At 68.6% G+C, this 19,654-nt stretch carries 20 protein-coding genes and 1 tRNA gene; 11 read left to right on the top strand and 10 right to left on the bottom strand.

Going from position 1 to position 19,654, the window contains the following annotated elements; all coding sequences use genetic code 11:
- Positions 1–662 precede the first annotated feature (662 nt).
- The 5 genes from MKK63_RS01490 to MKK63_RS01470 all read right to left on the bottom strand — a co-directional run bounded on the left by MKK63_RS01490 (position 663) and on the right by MKK63_RS01470 (position 6,287).
- A tRNA-Ser gene (locus MKK63_RS01490) sits at positions 663–752 on the bottom strand.
- A gap of 243 nt (positions 753–995) precedes the next feature.
- The gene (gene glgX, locus MKK63_RS01485) at positions 996–3,254 is read right to left on the bottom strand and encodes a glycogen debranching protein GlgX (RefSeq protein WP_243998036.1); all 2,259 of its coding nucleotides are present in this window, start codon (positions 3,252–3,254) and stop codon (positions 996–998) included.
- A gap of 283 nt (positions 3,255–3,537) precedes the next feature.
- Positions 3,538–4,509, bottom strand: coding sequence for an ABC transporter substrate-binding protein (locus MKK63_RS01480; RefSeq protein ID WP_243998035.1), 972 nt, complete (start codon positions 4,507–4,509; stop codon positions 3,538–3,540).
- Positions 4,510–4,699: 190 nt separating this feature from the next.
- Complete coding sequence (locus MKK63_RS01475) at positions 4,700–5,410, bottom strand: NUDIX hydrolase (RefSeq protein ID WP_243998033.1); 711 nt, start codon at positions 5,408–5,410, stop codon at positions 4,700–4,702.
- On the bottom strand, positions 5,403–6,287 hold the full coding sequence (locus MKK63_RS01470) for a PhzF family phenazine biosynthesis protein (RefSeq protein WP_243998031.1): 885 nt from the start codon (positions 6,285–6,287) through the stop codon (positions 5,403–5,405). The genes MKK63_RS01475 and MKK63_RS01470 overlap by 8 nt, the downstream gene beginning before the upstream one ends.
- 154 nt (positions 6,288–6,441) lie before the next feature.
- Here MKK63_RS01470 and MKK63_RS01465 point away from each other — a divergent pair, with 154 nt between their 5' ends.
- Positions 6,442–6,930: an OsmC family protein gene (locus MKK63_RS01465; RefSeq protein ID WP_243998029.1), complete on the top strand. Its 489-nt coding sequence runs from the start codon at positions 6,442–6,444 to the stop codon at positions 6,928–6,930.
- A gap of 4 nt (positions 6,931–6,934) precedes the next feature.
- On the opposite strand, the gene pdxY is transcribed toward MKK63_RS01465, so the two are convergent.
- From pdxY to MKK63_RS01450, 3 genes are all read right to left on the bottom strand, one after another.
- A complete protein-coding gene (gene pdxY / locus MKK63_RS01460) occupies positions 6,935–7,783 on the bottom strand; it encodes a pyridoxal kinase PdxY (RefSeq protein WP_243998027.1) in 849 nt (282 codons plus the stop codon).
- A gap of 72 nt (positions 7,784–7,855) precedes the next feature.
- Positions 7,856–8,167 (bottom strand): helix-turn-helix domain-containing protein, encoded by a 312-nt coding sequence (locus MKK63_RS01455; RefSeq protein WP_243998025.1) that lies wholly within the window; start codon positions 8,165–8,167, stop codon positions 7,856–7,858.
- 107 nt (positions 8,168–8,274) lie between these two features.
- The gene (locus tag MKK63_RS01450; RefSeq protein ID WP_243998023.1) at positions 8,275–8,502 is read right to left on the bottom strand and encodes an addiction module toxin RelE; all 228 of its coding nucleotides are present in this window, start codon (positions 8,500–8,502) and stop codon (positions 8,275–8,277) included.
- 138 nt (positions 8,503–8,640) lie between these two features.
- Between MKK63_RS01450 and MKK63_RS01445 the strand changes: the two genes are divergently transcribed.
- From MKK63_RS01445 to MKK63_RS01420, 6 genes are all read left to right on the top strand, one after another.
- Positions 8,641–9,162: a DedA family protein gene (locus MKK63_RS01445; RefSeq protein ID WP_243998021.1), complete on the top strand. Its 522-nt coding sequence runs from the start codon at positions 8,641–8,643 to the stop codon at positions 9,160–9,162.
- A gap of 16 nt (positions 9,163–9,178) precedes the next feature.
- A complete protein-coding gene (locus MKK63_RS01440) occupies positions 9,179–9,955 on the top strand; it encodes a cobalamin-binding protein (protein ID WP_243998019.1) in 777 nt (258 codons plus the stop codon).
- A gap of 91 nt (positions 9,956–10,046) precedes the next feature.
- Positions 10,047–10,559 (top strand): MmcB family DNA repair protein, encoded by a 513-nt coding sequence (locus MKK63_RS01435; RefSeq protein ID WP_243998017.1) that lies wholly within the window; start codon positions 10,047–10,049, stop codon positions 10,557–10,559.
- 42 nt (positions 10,560–10,601) lie between these two features.
- Positions 10,602–10,943, top strand: a complete 342-nt coding sequence (locus tag MKK63_RS01430) for a putative toxin-antitoxin system toxin component, PIN family (protein ID WP_243998015.1) — start codon at positions 10,602–10,604, stop codon at positions 10,941–10,943.
- Between the two features lie 81 nt (positions 10,944–11,024).
- A complete protein-coding gene (locus MKK63_RS01425) occupies positions 11,025–11,408 on the top strand; it encodes a hypothetical protein (RefSeq protein ID WP_243998013.1) in 384 nt (127 codons plus the stop codon).
- Between the two features lie 49 nt (positions 11,409–11,457).
- Entirely contained in the window at positions 11,458–13,062 is a 1,605-nt protein-coding gene (locus MKK63_RS01420; protein ID WP_243998011.1) for a Na+/H+ antiporter, read from the top strand.
- A 15-nt stretch (positions 13,063–13,077) separates the two neighbouring features.
- On the opposite strand, the gene MKK63_RS01415 is transcribed toward MKK63_RS01420, so the two are convergent.
- Both MKK63_RS01415 and MKK63_RS01410 read right to left on the bottom strand, forming a co-directional pair.
- Positions 13,078–13,356, bottom strand: coding sequence for a hypothetical protein (locus MKK63_RS01415; RefSeq protein ID WP_243998009.1), 279 nt, complete (start codon positions 13,354–13,356; stop codon positions 13,078–13,080).
- Positions 13,357–13,503: 147 nt separating this feature from the next.
- Complete coding sequence (locus MKK63_RS01410) at positions 13,504–13,962, bottom strand: GNAT family N-acetyltransferase (protein ID WP_243998007.1); 459 nt, start codon at positions 13,960–13,962, stop codon at positions 13,504–13,506.
- A 159-nt stretch (positions 13,963–14,121) separates the two neighbouring features.
- Here MKK63_RS01410 and MKK63_RS01405 point away from each other — a divergent pair, with 159 nt between their 5' ends.
- From MKK63_RS01405 to glyS, 4 genes are all read left to right on the top strand, one after another.
- Positions 14,122–15,030, top strand: a complete 909-nt coding sequence (locus MKK63_RS01405) for a glycine--tRNA ligase subunit alpha (protein WP_243998005.1) — start codon at positions 14,122–14,124, stop codon at positions 15,028–15,030.
- A 96-nt stretch (positions 15,031–15,126) separates the two neighbouring features.
- Positions 15,127–16,299: a Fic family protein gene (locus MKK63_RS01400; RefSeq protein WP_243998003.1), complete on the top strand. Its 1,173-nt coding sequence runs from the start codon at positions 15,127–15,129 to the stop codon at positions 16,297–16,299.
- A gap of 103 nt (positions 16,300–16,402) precedes the next feature.
- Entirely contained in the window at positions 16,403–16,846 is a 444-nt protein-coding gene (locus MKK63_RS01395; protein ID WP_243998001.1) for a YbjP/YqhG family protein, read from the top strand.
- A 51-nt stretch (positions 16,847–16,897) separates the two neighbouring features.
- Positions 16,898–19,147 carry a glycine--tRNA ligase subunit beta gene (gene glyS, locus MKK63_RS01390; protein ID WP_243997999.1) on the top strand — a complete coding sequence of 750 codons (2,250 nt, stop codon included), beginning with the start codon at positions 16,898–16,900 and terminating at the stop codon, positions 19,145–19,147.
- Positions 19,148–19,654: the final 507 nt, after the last annotated feature.

Raw genomic sequence — 19,654 nt, 5'->3', positions numbered from 1 at the left:
TGGGGCCGGTACCCTCTCCCGAGGGGGAGGGGGACAGGTTGAGGGATGAGAACTGTCCGGGAGAGGCTCACCCTGTCAGCGCCATGAAGGAGCTCCCGATGCTGAACTTGCTGGAAGCTCCCCACAACCCTCTACCGCACGGGAGAGGGTGCATGTCGCGCTTGCCACGCGTGGTGGCAGACGCGTGTCGTGTACAGTGTGAAACGCGATCGGGCACGGCTCTAGGGTCGGCTCGGCGCCTGGATCGATCTGGTGGGACAGGGTCATATTCACACCCTGGTTGATGAGCTGCATCTGACCAAACAGCATCAGCAGAGCGAATACGCCCCAAAGGGCTACGAATTTCAGTGGAGGCCCATCATCGACCATACCCGTCGCTCCTCTGTGGTGAGTCGGGAAATGGTACGGGTGCAAACGCGACCAAACTTCATCCGAACGAGGTATATGCGTTTGTAAGATTTATCCGCGTGGCTGATGTGCTGAATATATAAGAGCGAAAATTCAGAAGTTCAGAGCTATATCAATTGATCGTGAGCGCGACCCAGCCTCTCATTGGCCAAAGATTCCGTGCACTGCTCGCAAAACAGGTGCGAGCCAGTCTGGGTCTGATCGGTGGCGGAAACCACTGACATGCTCTGATTGAGCGGGGTTCACTGTTCGAATGGCGGAGGGAGCGGGATTCGAACCCGCGATACCGTTTCCGGTATACACACTTTCCAGGCGTGCGCCTTCAACCACTCGGCCACCCCTCCGGCCGCGGACCGGGCGCCCGGGCGCGCAAGCGGGCTCCGGGCGCAGCCAGGGCCGCGCGGTGCCGTGCTGTTAGCCGGGTGCGCCGCCGGGCGCAAGGCGCAAGAGCGTTATCCCGAAAGGTGGGTCCCGGCTTTCGAAAGACGATGAGGCGAGACCAGGAATCTGGAGCCTTGCCTTGGGTTGGTAACCGCGGGGCGAGGCTCAAGCGCCGGGCGGCCCAAACACCGCCCGGCCCGAGCCGTTCAGTCCTCCGCGTCGAGATGGAAGCGGACAGTCTCGACGTTCGCCCGCTCGAAGGCCTGCATCACGTGCTGGTACGACCGCTCCATGGCGTTGTCGCCGTCGCCGGGGCTGTCCTCGGGCTTCAGCACGAACATCAGGAGCGAGCGCCCCGTCACTGCGTAGCCGCCGCCGAACGGGAAGCTCTCGACGTCCTGGCTATCCGGCAGGTTGGTGTCGAGCAGCCGCGTCCAGGCCACGCCGCCGACCGACTCGGGCAGCGCGAACGTCACGAGGTCGTGGTGGGCGTTGAACATGATCAGCAAGGTCGCGTCGCCGCCGCGGCGGTGAAGCCCCGTCGCCTGGGCGCGGCCGTCGAGCTGGACCGCGAAGGCGCGGGCGCCGCCGTCGGACCAGTTCTCGGGCGTCATCTCGCTCCCGTCCGGGCGCAGCCACGCCACGTCCTTGACGCCGAACTCCTCGTCGTACTGGCCGGTGAGGAACCGCCCGCGGTTCAGGATCGGCAGGGCGTTGCGCAGGATGATCAGGCGCTGCGTGAACTCCGCAAGGTCCCGCTCCTCCTCTTGAATGGCGTCCCAGTCCAGCCAGGAGACTTCGTTGTCCTGGCAATAGGCGTTGTTGTTGCCGTTCTGGGTCCGGGCGAACTCGTCGCCCGCAAGCAGCATCGGCGTGCCTCGGGACAGGAACAGCGTCGCCAGCATATTGCGCATCTGGCGCAGGCGCACCGCCCGGATCTCTGGGTCGTCGGTCGGGCCCTCGACCCCGTAATTGTACGAGAGGTTGTGCGAGTGGCCGTCGCGGTTGCCCTCGCCGTTCGCCTCGTTGTGTTTGTCGTTGTACGAGACCGTATCGTGCAGGGTGAAGCCGTCATGGGCGGTGAGGAAGTTCACCGAGGCCCAGGGCTTGCGCCCGCGCTTGTTGAACTTGTCGGCCGAGCCGGCGATGCGCGCCGCCATGTCGGGCAAGAGGCCGGCATCACCCTTCCAGTAGGCGCGGACATCGTCCCGGAACCGGTCGTTCCACTCGGCCCAGCCGGGTGGGAAGCCGCCGACCTGATAGCCGCCGGGGCCGCAATCCCACGGCTCGGCGATGAGCTTGACGTTGTTGAGCACCGGATCCTGCCGGCAGGTGTCGAGGAAGCCGCCGCCCTCGTCGAACCCGTAGGGCTCACGGCCCAGGATCGTGGCAAGGTCGAAGCGGAACCCGTCGACCTGCATCTCCTGCGCCCAGTAGCGCAGGGAATCGGTCACGAGCTGCAGCACCCGCGGATGCGACAGGTTGAAGGTGTTCCCGGTACCGGTATCGTTGATGTAGTAGCGCGGCTGGTCGGGCAGCAGACGGTAGTAGGAGGCGTTGTCGACGCCCTTGAACGACAGGGTCGGGCCCTTCTCGTTGCCCTCTGCGGTGTGGTTGTAGACCACATCGAGGATCACCTCGAGGCCGGCGCCGTGGAAGCGCGAGACCATTTCCTTGAACTCGGAGAAGGCGAAGTCCGGCACCGCCGCGTAGCGCCGCGCCGGGGTGAAGAACGAGATCGTGTTGTAGCCCCAGTAATTCACCAGGTCCTTCTGCTCGAGGTAGTCGTCCTGAACGAAGGCGTGGACCGGCAGCAGCTCCACCGAGGTGACGCCGAGGCTCTTGATGTAGTCGAGCACGTCGCGCGTGCCGAGGCCGGCATAGGTGCCACGCAGCTTCTCGGGCACCCGCGGGTCGAGCTTGGTCATGCCCTTGACGTGGGTCTCGTAGAAGATGGTCTTCTCCCACGGGACATGCGGCTTCTGGTGCCGCCCCCAAGTGAAGGCCGGGTCGATGACGCGGGAGCGGCGGGTGTAGGGGGCGCTGTCGCGCTCGTCGAAGGTCAGGTCGTCGCCCGTCTCCATCTGGTAACCGAACAGGGCGGGGTTCCAGGTGATCGAGCCGACGAGACCCTTGGCGTAGGGGTCGATCAGCAGCTTGTTGTGGTTGAACCGGTGGCCGGCCTTTGGCTCGTAGGGGCCGTGGACCCGGTAGCCGTAGATCGTGCCGGGACGGGCATCCGGCAGGTAGCCGTGCCAGATTTCGTCGGTGTACTCGGGCAGTTCGATCCGCTCGATCTCCCGCTCGCCCTGATCGTCGAATAGGCAGAGTTCGACCTTGGTGGCGTGGGCCGAGAACAGCGCGAAATTGACCCCGAGCCCGTCCCAGGTGGCGCCAAGCGGATAGGGTTGGCCCTCTTGGATGCGCGAGCGGGACTGCGACGAGGGACGTCGGGAATCAGACATGGACACTCCGGGATTCCACCCGCGCAGCCGGCGCCGCGGGGGGGATATACCGGGTGAACGTGCCGGCCACGGCGAAGCTCCCCAGGGCTGGTAAAATTTGCTCAGGTGGCGGAAGGGGGGCTGTTCGGTCTGTTGCCTCCGCTTGCTGGGGCCTGACATCAGGTCGGGCGATTATCCGCGCATCCGCTCGAAAAGTTGCCGTGCCGACAACCGGACGCACAATCTTCACGCTCCGGGTCGTGCCACTGGCGTGGGGCGACTGGTCTTACCCGAACACACCGCCTCAGTTCGACGCCGCGGCCGTAAAGCTCCGGTCGACGGCATGGCCGACATCGAGCCGCTTCGACAGGAGGCCGTAGCGCGTCGCCCGGTCCGAGGCCTCCTGAATCTCCTTGACGATGGCCGCGTCGATCACGATCGGGCTCGTCCGCTGCGCCGTGTAGGCCGAGAGCAGGACGTCCTCAGGCAGCTTGGTCAGGCTGGCCGTGGTCCGGGCGTATGCGGCGAGGTGGTCCAGCGACCAGAGCCGCGCCTTGTTCAGGCGGTTCAGCAGATCCTGCACCGCGGCCCGCTTGGTGGCGATGGCGCTGTCCGAGGCGACGATGAAGGTGATGGTCGGGGTCAGGCCCGCGCCGTCGGCGATCGGGCGTGCCTTGTCCTTGAGGATCGCGAACGAGACGTAGGGCTCCCACACCGCCCAGGCATCGACCGAGCCGGCCATCAGCGCCACCTTGGCGTCGACAGGATTGAGCGGTGCGAAGGTCGCCGCCTCCGGCTTGATACCGGCCTTCTCCAGCGTCGCGCAGATCAGGAACTGGCCCCAGCCGCCGCGCGTGCCGGCGATCCGCTTGCCCGTGAGATCGGCGGCCGAGCGGATCGGCGAATCCTCACGGACCAGGATCGCCTGTGACCGCGCGTCCGACCGGGTGCCGCCGATCGCCTTGATCGGCGCGCCGGCTGCATGGACCGTGAGGAACGAGAGATCGCCGGTATAGCCGACATCGAGGGCGCCGGCGTTCAGCGCCTCCAGGATCGGCGCCGCGGCGGGAAATTCCGACCACACGATCCGGTAGGGCAGATCCTGCGCGAGGCCGGCGATCTCGAGCAGAGCGCGGTTCCCGCCCTTCTGATCGCCGACGCGCAGGACCACAGCATCGGCCGCGAACGCGGCGGCCGCCGACACCAGCGTCAAGCCGGCGGCGAGCATGAAGGCCGCCATGACGCTGACGGGACGGGCGTGAGATCGGATGCGCATGAGGCCGGCCGCGGTGTTGCGCCCGCAACGCGCGGGCTTTTCGGGGGATGGCCGATCCTATGCTTGCCTCGGAGAGGGTCAATAAAATGGATCTCTGTATTGCTGCTAGGACGGGCAAGAATATCCTGCCGGGGCGGGGCCCACGAGAAGACGAAGGGTCCCGCGGTCGAGATGAGGTCAAGTCGGCGCGTCAGGTCCGTGGCGAAAAGGCCGTCGCCAGATAGGCCCGCACGAATCCCGGCATCCGGGCCGGGTCGATCTCCGCCGCGCTGCGCACGCTGTGCAGCGCGGCGAGCTCCGGCTCGGCCTCGCTCCGGAGATGGTCCGCGATGCGCGCCGCGATTGTTGCGGCCGGCTCCGTGAAGCGGACGGGTCGCAGGAAAGCCAGCTGGTTCTCGCCCTCGAGCATGATCCAGGCCGTATCGGCGTTCTCCGGCAGCGCGAGACCGGTCTCCTCGGCGAGTTCCCGGGCGGCGCTGCCGGCGAGGTCGACGCTGTCGCCGCGCACGTCGTCCGGGTCCGGGGTGCCGCAGGGGAAGTAGAGCTGGCCGGCATTGGCCGTGTGGGCGCCCATCTCGCCGAGCAGCGCCGCGCCGTCCGCCGTCCAGGGGACGATCGCCGCGAAGGCGTTGCGGATCCGGGGATCGGCGTGCCGGATGTGCCGGTAGTAGGTGAAGCTGGAATAGCGCGTCGCGAACAGGTCGAGCCGGGCGACGCCGTCCGCGACGGCGTGGGCGCAGCACAGCAGGACGGTCCCGTCGAACATCCCGGGGCTGCGGGCGATCCGGTCCTGCCAATGTGCCGCGATGGCCTCGGCGTGCGTCCGCGGAAACGCCCAGTCGTGATCCACGAGCCGCGCCGTCACGTCGGCGAGGCACGTGCTGCGAAAGCCCTCAGACATGCAGGGTGCCGTCCGAGACGATCACGGCCGCACCGCCGATCTCCACACCCTGCAGGGCGCCGGCCGCGATGGTGAGCTGGAGCGCGATCGTGCTCGGCCGGCCCATGGCCTGGCCCTGGCGGATCGCCACGTCGTGGGTGCCGTCGCCCAGCGCCTCGTACTGCATCAGCACCCCCGCGAAGGCGGAAGCCGCCGCACCGGTCGCGGGATCTTCTGGGACGCCCAGATCCGGCGCGAACATCCGCACGCGCCAGCTCTGGCCCGTCCCCTCGGGATCGGGCGTGTAGAGGTACAGCCCGTCCCCCGGCTCCGGCGCCTGGGCCGGCCGGGCGGCGTCGAGGGCCGCCACGGAGGCGATGGGCACGCAGGTGAAGCGGGGACCGACTCCGTGGCGGCTCGGAGCGTGCCGGCCGGTGCCGATATCCCCGGGCTCCAGGCCGACGAGCGGCGCCAGGACCGCCGGATCGGGCCCGGGGCCGAGGTATTCCGGCAGGACCGGCAGCCGGAACCGCGCCCGGCCGCCGCTGCCGTCCTCCAGGGTCTCGACCACGCAAGGCACGATGCCGATCTCCTCCTCCAGGCCGAAGGCGCGGGCATCGCCCTGAGCGGGGTCCTGAAGCGCCAGCAGCAAAGCGGTGCCCACCGTCGGATGACCCGCGAAGGGCAGCTCCCGGCCCGGCGTGAAGATGCGCAGGCGCGCCCGGTGGCGGGCATCCGTGGGTGGCAGCACGAACACCGTCTCGGACAGGTTGAACTCGCGGGCGATGGCCTGCATCGCGGTCGTGTCGAGGCCCTCCGCATCGAGCACCACGGCGAGCGGATTGCCCGCGAGCCGGTGCTCGGTGAACACGTCGAGGGTGACGAAGCGGCGTGCCATCGGGGAGGACCTTCCTGCTCACGCGAGCCCGGCGGCAAGAGAGCCGCGACTCGGTGGCGAACCACAAGATTGGTACACGGTGCTGCGTGTCCGATCGACCCGCCCGGAGGACAGGGCGGCGTGCGGATCGGCTCTGCCACGGGGGGGGGGATCCATGGCCGACAAGCAGCACCGCTACGCCGTCACGGTAACCTGGACGGGCAATACCGGCACCGGGACCAGCAGCTATCGCGGCTACGACCGCGCCCACACCCTGTCGGTGCCGGGCAAGCCAACGATCGCAGGCTCGTCCGACCCGTCGTTCCGGGGCGATTCCGCGTGCTGGAACCCCGAGGAACTGCTGGTCGCGTCACTCTCCGCCTGCCACAAGCTCTGGTATCTCGGCCTGTGCGCGCAGGCCGGTATCGTGGTCACGGCCTACGAAGACGCCGCCGAGGGCTCCATGACCGAGGAGGCAGGCGGCGTGGGTCAGTTCACCGCGGTCACCCTGCGCCCCCGGGTGACGATCGCGGCCGGGTCGGACGCGGCACGGGCCCTGACGCTTCACCGCGAGGCCCACGCCTTCTGCTTCATCGCGCGGTCGGTGAATTTTTCGGTGATCGCCGAGCCGACGATCCTTCGCGCGGAGACCGGGGCGGCTTGAGCGTTTAGACGGCCTCGACCGGAAACCGCTCGCTCGGGGTCACGTATTCCTCCTGCGCCGCCACGGTCAGGATCTCGCGGGATCCCGCCTCGGCGGTGCGCTTCAGGAGTCCGTAGACCGAGGCCGCCGCCGCCCCCAGGGCCGCCGCGGCCGAGCCGGTGCGGGCGTAGTGCACGAGGAACAGCGCCGCGATGCAGTCGCCCGCCCCGTTCACCGCGATGGCGAGCCGCGGGGTGCGGACCCGGAACAGCTGCCCCTCCGCTCCGGCGAGCATGTCGATGCTGTCAGCCGGCGTGTCGGCGCAGAGCGCCGAGGTGACCAGCACGACCCGGGGGCCGCGCCCCCGCAGCGCCGCGACCGCCGCCCCGGCTTCCGCGAGGGTGCTGCTCGACAGGCCGGTGAGAAGGCCCAGCTCGAATTGGTTGGGGGTGAGGATGTCGGCCTGCGGCACCGCCTGCTCGCGCAGGAACGCCTCGATCCCCGGCCGCACGTAGACGCCCTCTTCGACGTCGCCGATCACTGGATCGCAGCAGTAGAGGGCCCGGGGGTTGGCGGCCCGCACGGTGGCTACCGCCTCCAGGATCGCGGCGCCGATCTCGGCCGAGCCCATGTAGCCCGACAGCACCGCGTCGCAGGTGGGAAACACCCCACGCTCGCCGATGCCCTGCACCACCGCGCGGATCATCGCGGCGTCGAAGACCGGCCCGCGCCACGCGCCGTAGCCGGTGTGGTTGGAGAACTGCACCGTGTGGACCGGCCAGACCTCGACCCCGAGCCGCTGCATCGGGAACACCGCCGAGGCGTTGCCGACATGGCCGTAGGCGACGTGGGACTGGATCGACAGGACGTTCAACGCGGGTGATTCCGGTTCGGCTGCGCCGGACCGATGCTGTCGGCGATCCGGGGCGCGGGCGCAAGCGGCCGGTCAGGCGGGCTCGCCGAGCAGATCCTGCACCACTCGGGGATTGCGATCGAGGAGGGCAAGCAGCACCCGGGCCGGGCCCTCGGGCCGTCTGCGGCCCTGCTCCCAGTTGCGCAGGGTTGAAACCGCGATCCCGATGCTTTGGGCGAAGCGGGCCTGCGAGGCCCCGGTGCGTCGCCGGATCGCCGCCACGTCGAGATCGGTCGCGACCCGCGGTGCGTGCACCACGAGGCCGGGGACCTCCTCGCCGCGCGCGTGAGCCGCCGCCTGCTTCAGGCTCATGACCAATTCGCTGAACTGAGTCTCGTCCATCATGCCTCTCCTCAGAACAGGTCCTCGATCAGCCGCTTCAGCACGCGCATCTGCTCCGTCGACGGGTTGGCTTGATCGCCCTTCGCATAGGCCATCAGCAGGTAGACGGCTCAGTCGGTGACGTAGAACGTCAGCACGCGTCCGCCGCCACGCTTACCTCGGCCCGATAGGGGCACCCGAACCTTGCGCATGCCGCCACTGCCGGGGATGACATCGCCCGCCTGCGGATCCAAGGCGAGGTGGTCGACCACCGCATGACGTTCCGTTTCGCTCATCACGCGTTCGGCCGAGCGCAGATAAAGTTCAGTCTCGACGACGGTGTGGAGCGGTTTCTCCATGCATCGACTATACGCCAATGGCGTATCCAGGCCTACGGCAATCGCTCCGGTTCCCGCGACGCCCGCAATCCCCCTCCCTTGTCCCCCGCCCTCCCCCGCCTCAGATGGGACCCACTCTCCCCGCGCCCCCCGAGCCTCATGGACATCGAAGCCCTGCGCACCACGGCCATCGCCTTCGTGGAGGCACACAAGGCCTGGACGCCGCTGATCGCGGGCGGCCTCGCCTTCTGCGAGTCGATCGCGGTCCTGTCGCTGTTCGTGCCCGCCACCGTGATCCTGATCGCCATCGGCGCGCTGGTGGGGGGCGCCGACATCGCGTTCTGGCCGGTGGTCCTGGGGGCCGCCGTCGGCGCCGCTTTGGGCGACTGGATGTCCTACGAGGCGGGGCACTGGCTCGGGCCGGGGGCGAAGACCAAGTGGCCGCTGCGGCGCTACCCCGAACTGACCGCCAAGGCCGAGGCCTTCATCGGCCGCTGGGGAATCGCCGCGGTGGCGCTCGGGCGGTTCTTCGGGCCGGCACGTGCGCTGGTGCCGTTGCTCGCCGGGATCCTCGGGCTGTCGCGGCTGCCGTTCCAGGCGGCCAACATCGCCTCCGCGCTGGTCTGGGCCTTCGTGCTCCTGGCGCCAGGGGCCGGGCTGCTGACGTGGCTCGACCGATGATCCGGCGCGACCGCTGATGCGCCGGTTCCCGCCGGAGCGCATCGTCTGCCTCACCGAGGAGACGGTCGAAACCCTGTACCTGCTGGGCGAGGAGAACAGGATCGTCGGCGTCTCGGGCTATGCGGTGCGCCCGGCCCGGGTCCGGCAGGAAAAACCCCGGGTCTCGGCCTTCACCAGCGCCGACATCCCAAAGATCCTGGCGCTGGCGCCGGACCTCGTCCTCGCTTTCTCGGATCTCCAGGCCGACATCGTGGCCGACCTCGCCCGCGCGGGTGTGGCGGTCCACCTGTTCAACCAGCGCGATCTGGCCGGATGCCTTGCCATGGTGCGGACGCTCGGGGCGCTCGTGGGCGTTCCCGAACGGGCCGAGACCCTGGCGGCCGGCTTCGAGACGCGGCTGGCGGAGGCGGCGCGCACCGCGCAGGACCGGCCGCCCCTGCGGGTCTATTTCGAGGAATGGGACGCGCCGATGATCTCCGGCATCGGCTGGGTCTCGGACCTGATCGCCCAGGCTGGCGGCCAGGACGTTTTTCCGGACCTGAGCCGTCAGGCGGCCGCGAAGGACCGGATCGTCACGCCCGAGCAGGTGGTCGCGGCCGCGCCCGAGGTGATTCTCGCTTCGTGGTGCGGGAAGCGGGTCAACATCGACCGGATCCGGGCGCGGCCGGGTTTTTCCGGGATTCCGGCGGTGCGGGACGGGCGCATCCACGAGATCAAGTCGCCGCTGATCCTCCAGCCGGGCCCGGCCGCGCTCACCGATGGGTTCGACGCGATCCGGGCCTGTCTCGGGTAGCCGCCGCGGGGTGGTCCCGGGTCGCAGGTGACGGATGGCGCCCGGGTTGGCAGGATGTACCGATTCGAGACAGGTGCATCCCCCGCGATTGATGTCCGCTTCCCCAGGCCTCTCCGACACCGCCCCCGCGGTCATCGACGCGTTCCTGCCGCCCGACCGGCGGCAATCGCCCACGGCCCTGCGGATCCAGCGTGGCGTGCGCCGGCTGTTCTCCGAGATGGGCTGCGTCACGCTGCCGGAATTCTCCCTCGTGAACGGCCGCCGGGCCGACGTGATCGCGCTCTGCGGGGCGGGCAAGCTCACGATCGTGGAGATCAAGTCGAGCGTCGCCGACTTCCGCGCCGACCGGAAATGGCCGGATTACCGGGATTTCTGCGATCGGTTCTTCTTCGCAATCCCCGAGGACGTGCCGGAATCGCTGATCCCGGAGGAATGCGGCCTGATCGTCGCCGACGGCTACGGAGCCGGAATCCTGCGCGAGCCGCCGGAGCACCCGCTGAGCGGCGCCCGCCGGAAGGCCGTGACGCTGCGTTTCGCCCACAGCGCCGCGCGCATCCTCCATGCGCTCGCCGATCCGGGCGCGGTGCGGGAAGGGGCGCTGTAGAATACGGCCGGCGGCCCGATTCGCGCCGACGCGACGGACCGCATGCGCTTGGTTCTCGACACCAACATCATCGTGGCGGCGCTGCGAAGCCCGACAGGCGAATCCGCTGCGTTGCTGCGCCGGGTCCGGGCCGGCGAGATCCGGATGCTCCTGAGCGTTCCGCTGCTTCTGGAATACGAGGCCGTCACGCTGCGGCCGGAGCACCTGCAGGCGGCGCAAATAGCGGCTTCGGATGTCGCCAACGTCTTGGACGTCCTCGCCCTGTTCGCCGAACCCGTCGCGATCCATTATCTTTGGCGCCCGCGGCTGCGGGATCCGGCGGACGAAATGGTTTTGGAGGCGGCGGTGAACGGTCGAGCCGACGCAATCGTGACGTTCAATTGAGCGGATTTCGGTAGTGTCCCCGCTGCATTCGGCATCGAAGTCGTCGGTCCGGGCGACATCCTGAGAGGAGGCTGATCGGCCATGGATCGCGATGTTACGGTGCATCTGCCGCATTCGCTGACGGATGCGGCCGAACGGGTCGCCCGGGAAGGCGGAACGACCCTCGACGCATTCGTCGCGTCTGCGGTGGCCGAGAAGCTTTCGGCGATGAAAGCAGCTGCTTTCCTTGCTGAACGTGGTCGGCGCGCGGACTTGGATGCCTTCGATCGCTTCATGAGCCGGCCGAACGGCCTTCCCCCGGCTCCCGAAGATCGCCTTAACGACTTACGCGTCACTGCGGTCCGGACATCCGCGCCGAGTCTGCACGCCGAGTTCGGCGGTTCATCTCGCAGAGACGGTTGGCGATGGACGTCAGGGTTTGGGCTGCGCGTCTGCGGTGGTATTCCACCGACGATTGAAATCTGACTAGAACGGCTGCGCTTCCCGTGGATCCAGCGCCGAGCCCGCTTCATCGATGACCTCCGTCGCCCTGTTCGAGCTGATCCTCGGCCTCCTCGGCGCGGCCCTGCTGCTGTCCCTCGCGGCGGGGCGGCTGGGCTTCCCGCCGGCCGCCGCCCTCGTGCTCGGCGGTATGGCGCTGGCCGTGGCGCCGGGCCTGCCGGCCTTCGATCTCGATCCGGACCTGATCATGGTCCTGTTCCTGCCGCCGCTCCTGCTCGAATCGGCCTACTTCACCGTCTGGCGCGACTTCCGGGCGAGTCTCGGCCCGATCCTGTCCCTGTCGCTCGGGGCGGTGGTGTTCACGACCCTGGTGGTCGGCCTCGTCGCCCACGCGGTGGTGCCGGCCCTGCCCTGGGCGGCCTGCTTCGCGCTCGGCGCCATCGTGTCGCCGCCGGACGCGGTCGCCGCCAAGGCGGTGCTCGCCCGGGTCGCCCTGCCCCGGCGGATGATCACGGTGCTGGAGGGCGAGAGCCTGGTGAACGACGCGTCCGGCCTCGTGCTCTACCGGCTCGCCGTGGCGGCGGCGCTGACCGGCAGCTTCAGCGCGTGGTCGGCGGCCGGCAGCTTCGCGTGGCTCGCGGTGGCGGGCGTCGCGGTGGGACTCGTCTGCGGGCTGGCGGTGAACACCCTGGTGCGGCGGCTGCACGATGCCAACGCCATCACGGTGCTGAGCTTCCTGGCCTCCTACGCCGCCTACCTCGCGGCCGAGGAGGTCCACGCCTCCGGGGTGCTGGCCGTGGTGGCCTGCGGCCTGATGATGGGCGGGCGGGAGCACGAGACCTTCGACGCCCAGGCGCGCCGTCACGCCGTGGCGGTGTGGCAGTTCGTGGTCTTCGTGCTGGAGGCGCTGGTCTTCGTGCTGATCGGGCTGGCGCTCCGTGGCGTGCTGGCTCGGACAGGCGGTGAGTTCGGATCGCTCTCGGCGGGGATGCCCCTGGCGCTCGCCGTCACGGTGGCCTGCGTGGTCGCCCGTCTGGTCTGGGTGTTTCCCGCCGTCTACCTGCGGCGGATCCTGTCGGCGCGGGTGCGCGCGGAGGAGCCTCCGCCGAACCCCGCGGTGCCGCTGATCGTCGGCTGGGCCGGGATGCGCGGGGTGGTGACGCTGGCGGCCGCCCTGGCGCTGCCGGTGGATTTCCCGGGCCGCGACGCGATCCTGCTGGCGGCCTTCGTGGTGATCCTGTTCACGGTGCTGGTGCAGGGGACGACGCTGGGATCGCTGATCCGCCGGCTGCGGCTCGATCCCACCACGGATCTGCCCGACGGCCATCTCGATGCGCCCATGGCCCGGGTGGTGGTCAACGAGGCGGGCCTCAGCGCCCTTGAAGGACTGGTGTTTCCCGAGACCGGGGCGCCGCAGCATCCGCGGCTGGTCGAGGAATACCGCCGCCGGGTCCGGGCCACCGCCCGGGACCGCGACGAGCGGAAGGCCCTCGCGGCCGAGAAGACCGAGCACTTCGCCGCCGCGCTGCTGGCCGTGCGCTCAGGCCGGTCGGCGCTGATCGACCTGCATCGGCAGAACCGGATCCACAGTTCGGTGCTGCGTCAGCTCGAGACGGAGATCGATCTCGAGGAACTCCACCTCAAGCGCTTGGCCGGAACCGCGCCGGCCCACGGCTGATCCGGCTTACGGCCTTCAGTGAGCCGCGCAGCCGTCCGCCGGCTGCCCGTAGCCGCTGTAGACAACCCGCACCTTGCGTGCGCAGCCCGCCTCGGCCTTCGGCGCGACAGTGACGGGGGAGACCTCCACCGGCTCGACCCGCAGGGTCGCGGCGATCGGCTGGTCTTCGGCGGTCGCGAGCGCGCGGCTGGCGCTCATCACGAACGGCGTGGCAACCAGAGACGAGACGGCAAGCGCGGCCAGGACGGCGATGTTCTTGCGGCCGAAAGTGTTAACGGTGCGATTGGTGCGCATGGCGGGTCGTCCGACGTATTCCGTACGGCAGCGCTGAGGTGCCGAGATCCCCTATTGCGCTGATAACTTGGCCGTCAGCTCGGCGGTTCCGGGTTATTGCCCAAAAACCGCCACGCTTGGGTGTCGCCGCGCACGTCGGTGCAGATGTCAGAACAGCTTGCGGTACTGCACGAAGCCGGACTTCTCGGCGATGCGATCGTAGAGTTGCATCGCGTCCGCGTTGGTCTCGTGCGTCAGCCAATGGACGCGGGAGCACCCGGCGGCTTTCGCGACCGCGTAGACGTGCTCGATCAGCCGCCGGCCGATCCCGAGGCCGCGGGTCCCGTCCGCCACGAACAGATCCTGCAGGTAGCAGTAATCACCGACCGTCCAGGCCGAGCGATGGCGGATGTGGTGGACGAGGCCGACCGCCTCTGTGCCGCGCCACGCCAGGGCGCCGTCGACCGGCTCGGCCGGATCGTTGAGGCGGGCCCAGGTGGTGTCGGTGACGGCCTCGGACAGGTCGACCTTGTAGAAGGCCTGGTAACCGCGCCAGAGGGGCAGCCACGCCGCCCGGTCGCCGGGGCCGATCGGGCGGATCGTGAGGGCGGTCGTATCGGCGTCCATGAGGTCCTCCGGGTGCAGATCTGCGGGATCGGATCACCATCCGGCCCGGACGCGCAAGCCGGGCCGCCTCGCACCTGTCGCCTTGCACCCCCGCCCGCCCGCACCTAAACCGGCCCGCCGGCGGTCCGAGCCGCGGCATGAGCCCGAGCCCCTGTCCCCATGTCCGAAAAAAAATCCTTCCAGGGTCTGATCCTGACGCTTCAGGAATTCTGGGCGGCGCAGGGCTGCGTGATTCTCCAGCCCTACGACATGGAGGTCGGCGCCGGCACGTTCCACCCGGCCACGACCCTGCGGGCGCTCGGCCCGAAGCCCTGGAAGGCGGCCTATGTCCAGCCCTCCCGCCGGCCCAAGGACGGCCGCTACGGCGAGAACCCCAACCGGCTCCAGCACTATTACCAGTTCCAGGTGATCCTGAAGCCGAACCCGCCGAACCTTCAGGAGCTCTACCTCGCCTCGCTGAAGGCTATCGGGGTCGACCTGACGCTCCACGACATCCGCTTCGTCGAGGACGATTGGGAGAGCCCGACGCTCGGCGCCTGGGGCCTCGGCTGGGAGTGCTGGTGCGACGGGATGGAGGTCAGCCAGTTCACCTACTTCCAGCAGGTCGCGGGGTTCGAATGCGCGCCGGTGGCGGGCGAGCTGACCTACGGGCTGGAGCGGCTCGCCATGTACGTCCAGGGGGTCGAGAACGTCTACGATCTGGATTTCAACGGCGCCGAGGGCCCCGACCGGATCACCTACGGCGACGTGTTCCTGCAGGCCGAGCAGGAATATTCCCGCCACAACTTCGAGGCGGCCGACACCGCCATGCTGTTCCGCCAGTTCACCGACGCCGAGGCCGCCTGCCGGACCTATCTCGACGCCGGAGCGCCGACCGCGGAGGGCGCGCGCCACCGGATGGCCCAGCCGGCCTACGACCAATGCATCAAGGCGAGCCACGTCTTCAACCTGCTCGACGCGCGGGGCGTGATCTCGGTGACCGAGCGCCAGAGCTACATCCTGCGGGTGCGGGAACTGGCCAAGGCCTGCGGCGCGGCGTGGTTGAAGACGGCGGCCGGGGGCGCGTGAGGCGGGCCCCCAGATTGTCAGAACCGACAATCCGTCCCTGCCAGATTATCACAAACGCAGTGTTTGTGATAATCTGGGGTTGGCGGATTGCACTTTATGAAACGCGCTGATTTCCTCGAATCACCGAGTGGCAAACTGGTCTCGACGGTCGAGGGCCAATGGGCCTTCGTGCCCCATCCGCTCCCGCCGCAGGATCTGGACCTTGCCCGGCTTGCGAACATGATCGCGCGAGTCTCGCAGCTGCTGGGCGAGCTGAACGGCATAAGCCGGACCCTGCCCGACCCCTACCTGCTGATCCGTCCCCTTCAGGTGCGCGAGGCGCTGACCTCATCCAGTATGGAGGGCACGTTCACGACCCTCGACGATCTGCTGCTGCTCGAAGCCGGCGCGGAAGAACGCGGTGGCGTCGGTGACACAAGGGAGGTCCGCAACTATCGCCGTGCCCTGTCGACAGCGATTGGAAGCTTGGATCGGGTTCCACTTTGCCTGCGCACGCTGCGTGATGCCCATCGCGACCTCCTGAGCGGCGTCGCCCGCCACCGCGGATCGAGGGCTGCCCCGGGTGAGCTGAAACGAAACCAGAACTTCATCGGTGCCTACGAGATTGCCAATGCCCGCTACGTGCCGCCACCGCCACGGGAAGCTCAGGCTGCCCTGGAGGCGCTGGAACTCTACATCCAGCGGGAGGAGCGCGGCCCGATTCCCGACATCGTCGACGCGGCGTTGATCCACTATCAGTTCGAGGCGATCCACCCGTTCTCTGACGGCAACGGGCGGGTCGGCCGCATGCTCATCACGCTGCATCTGTTCATGCGGCAGGTCATCCGGCAGCCGATCCTGTATCTCAGTCCGGTCTTCGAGCGCCGCAAGGACGAGTACATCGACCGGATGTACGACGTCTCGCGGACCGGCGCATGGTATGCATGGGTCGCCTTCTTCCTAGAGGTCGTCGCGGAAGCCTGCGAGGCGACGATCGCCACGGCGGACGCGCTCCTGGCGCTTCAGGCCGAGTACCGCACGCGGATCCGAGCGGTCGGGCGTTCCGCCAACCTTGTCGCGGTTCTGGACCTACTGTTCCTGCGGCAGGTCGTGACCATCCCCCAAGTCGCGGAGTATCTTCAGGTCCAGTACCGGTCGGCGCAACTGAATGTGGAGGCCCTGGTTCGGGCCGGCATCCTGCACGAGGTGACCGACACCGCGAACCCGAAATTCTTCATCGCCCGCGGTATCCGGGACCTGATCGACCAGCCGCCGAACCGCGGCGCCTGATGCGATCCGCCCATCGCTCCGGCGGAGCCCCTTGAGCCCTCGCGCGTTGCAACCCCCGCCAACCGGCGCGCCCCGGCGCGTCCGCAGACGCGGGAAACACCTGATGAAGAAGACCCTCCTCGCCCTCAGCCTCCTCGGGTTCGGCCTCGCCCCCGCGCTGGCGGCCGATCCCGGCCCGGAGACCGTCGTGAAGAAGCTCTACGCCGAGCCGCATCCGAATCACTCCGCGGTCTACTCGAAGCGCCTTCAGGGCCTGTTCGACGCCGACGCCAAGCAGGCCAACGGCGCGACCGGCAACCTCGATTTCGACTTTCGCCTCAACGGCGAGCCCCTGAAGCCCGACACCGTGAAGAGCCTGACCTTCAAGGAGGCCACCGAGGGCAAGGACCAGGCGAAGGTCACGGTGGAGCGCAAGGGCGGCGACGGCTCCAAGGCAATCGTCTACGATCTCGTGCGTGAGGATGGCGGCTGGAAGGTCTCCGACGCCCACGCGATCGGCGACCGCAAGTGGCAGCTCTCGACCATCCTCAAGGGCGAGGCGCACTGAGGCGGATCCCCGGCCCTCGACAGGGGTGCGGCGCGGCGATATGGCCGCGCCATGCCCGACCTCCTGCTCGAACTCCGCTCGGAAGAGATCCCCGCCCGCATGCAGCGGCGCGCGGCTGAGGATCTCAAGACGCTCGTCACCGACGCCCTGGTGGCGCGCGGCTTCCTGTACGAGGGCGCCAGGGCGTTCTCGACCCCGCGTCGGCTGGCGCTCCATATCGCCGGCTTGCCCGCCCGGGGCGAGGCGGTGCGCGAGGAGCGGCGCGGCCCGCGGGTCGGCGCCCCCGAGGCGGCCGTCCAGGGCTTCCTGAAGGGCGCGGGGCTGACCAGCCTCGATCAGGCCACGACGGTCACCGACCCCAAGAAGGGCGCGTTCTACCTCGCGGTGATTGAGCGCCCCGGCCGCGCGACGCTCGACGTGCTGGCCGAACTCCTGCCGGAGATCATCAAAAACTTCCCCTGGCCGAAATCCATGCGCTGGGGCGCGGCTTCGGCCGAGCCGGGCTCTTTACGCTGGGTGCGCCCGCTGCAATCGATCGTCGCGACCTTCGGGCCGGAGACCGAGACGCCGGAGGTGGTGCCGTTCTCGGTCGGCGGGATCGCGGCCGGGACCACGACCTACGGCCACAGGTTCCTGGCACCGGAGCCGATCGAGGTGCGCCGGTTCGACGATTACATCCAGGCCCTGGAGCGGGCGAAGGTCATCCTCGACCCTGAGCGGCGCAAGGACGTGATCCTGCACGATGCCCGCGACCTCGCCTTCGCCCGCGGCCTCGACCTCGTGGAGGATGCGGGGCTGCTGGACGAGGTGTCGGGCCTCGTGGAATGGCCGGTGGTGCTGATGGGCTCGTTCGACGACGCCTTCCTCGACATCCCGGCCGAGGCGATCCGGGCGACGATCCGGGCGAACCAGAAGTGTTTCGTGCTGCGGAAATCGGGTTCGGAGGAACTGGCCCCGGCCTTCATCCTGGTCTCGAACCTCGTGGCCTCGGACGGCGGGCAGGCGATCACCGCCGGTAACGAGCGGGTGGTCCGGGCGCGCCTCTCGGACGCGAAGTTTTTCTGGGAGACCGACAAGGCGACCCGCCTGGAAGACCGGCTGCCGAAGCTCGACAGCATCGTGTTCCACGAGAGGCTCGGCACGCAGGGCGAGCGGATCGCCCGCATCGTCGCGCTGGCGAAGGAGCTGGCGCCGCTGGTGGGGGCTGACGCAAAGCTCGCCGAAGTAGCTGCACGGCTTGCCAAGGCCGACCTCGTCACCGAGATGGTCGGCGAGTTCCCCGAGTTGCAGGGGCTGATGGGGCGCAAGTATGCGACGCTTCAGGGCGAGCATCCGAGCGTCTGCGCGGCCATTGAGGAGCATTACAAGCCGGTCGGCCCCTCCGACCGGGTGCCGAGCGATCCGGTGTCCGTCGCGGTGGCGCTGGCCGACAAGTTCGATACGCTGGTTGGTTTTTGGGTGATCGAGGAGAAGCCGACCGGGAGCAAGGACCCGTTCGCGCTGCGGCGGGCGGCGCTAGGGGTGACTCGATTGATTCTGGAAAATAGTATTAGAATTAATATTCTGGAAACGCTGCATATATCGGGCGAGATGTATCTTGATCGCCGCGCCCTCTCTGACCTCAGAAGGGTCGAAAAGCAGGCGCAAGAATTTGGCATTCAAGGTTTTGGTGCGGCGGATGCGGAACGTAACTTGCGCGCTCTGGAGAAGCAAAACGAATTTGGCGCCGATAGGGCAGGAGATTTCATCGCCAAATTGGTCGCAATGGAAATCGATCTTCTCGCCTTTTTCGCCGACCGCCTCAAAGTCTACCTCCGCGATCAGGGCGCTCGCCACGATCTGATCGACGCCGTCTTCGCCCTGCCCGGTCAGGACGATCTGCTGATGGTGGTCCGCCGGGTCGAGGCCCTCGGGCAATTCCTCGACACCGAGGACGGAAAAAACCTGCTCGCGGGCTACAAGCGCGCGGCCAACATCCTGCGGATCGAGGAGAAGAAGGATAACCGCGCCTACGACGCCGCACCCGACGCCGCCCTCGCGGCAGCGGGCGAGTCGGCCGAGCGGGCGCTGGCCGAGGCCCTGGCCAAGGTGCGGGAGACCGCCTCGGCGGCCGTCGCGCGCGAGGATTTTTCAGGCGCCATGCAGGCGCTCTCGACGCTCCGCGCGCCGGTGGACGCGTTCTTCCAGGACGTGACCGTCAACGCCCCCGATCCGAAACTGCGCGAGAACCGTCTGCTGCTGCTCAACGCCCTCCGCGCCGCGACGCGGGAGGTGGCGGAGTTCGCGAAGATCGAGGGGTGAAACGCGCCGCTCTCCCTCCCCCCTCTGTGGGCTTGCGGATTCACGGATCGGCATCGGCCATATGGCCTCAAGACAGGGCGCGGGTCCCCTCTCCCGTGCGGGAGAGGTCTGCTTTCGCAGAAGGCCGGGTGAGGGATGAGAACTGTCCGGACGAGGCGCGCCGTGAACGCGCGTCGATGGCGTGCCTCGTCCTGAGCCTCCTCGTCCCTCACCCCAACCCTCTCCCGCACGGGAGAGGGGGCTCTCGCGCTCGGCCGATGGCATCGGTGTCCAAGCCAGATGTGTGCATCCGGTAGCCTCTGCGGGGGAGGGTGGCCCCCGAAGGGGGTCGGGCCGGGACGTAGTCCCGCAAGAAGGGAGCGACGGTGCAGAAATCAGCGCGCTGCTCACCGCCGCCATGCCCCTTCCGGAAGCCGGGTTCCCCTCTCCCGACCCGGCCTGACGGCCGGCCCACCCTCCCCCGCAGAGGGGGGAGGGAGAGATGCGGCGCCGTTCGTGCCTATTTTC

The sequence above is a fragment of the Methylobacterium sp. J-088 genome, from assembly GCF_022829295.1.
In the GTDB taxonomy this organism is placed as follows: domain Bacteria; phylum Pseudomonadota; class Alphaproteobacteria; order Rhizobiales; family Beijerinckiaceae; genus Methylobacterium.
Note: the sequence above shows the minus strand (reverse complement) of the source record. Positions and strands in the feature narration are given on the sequence as shown.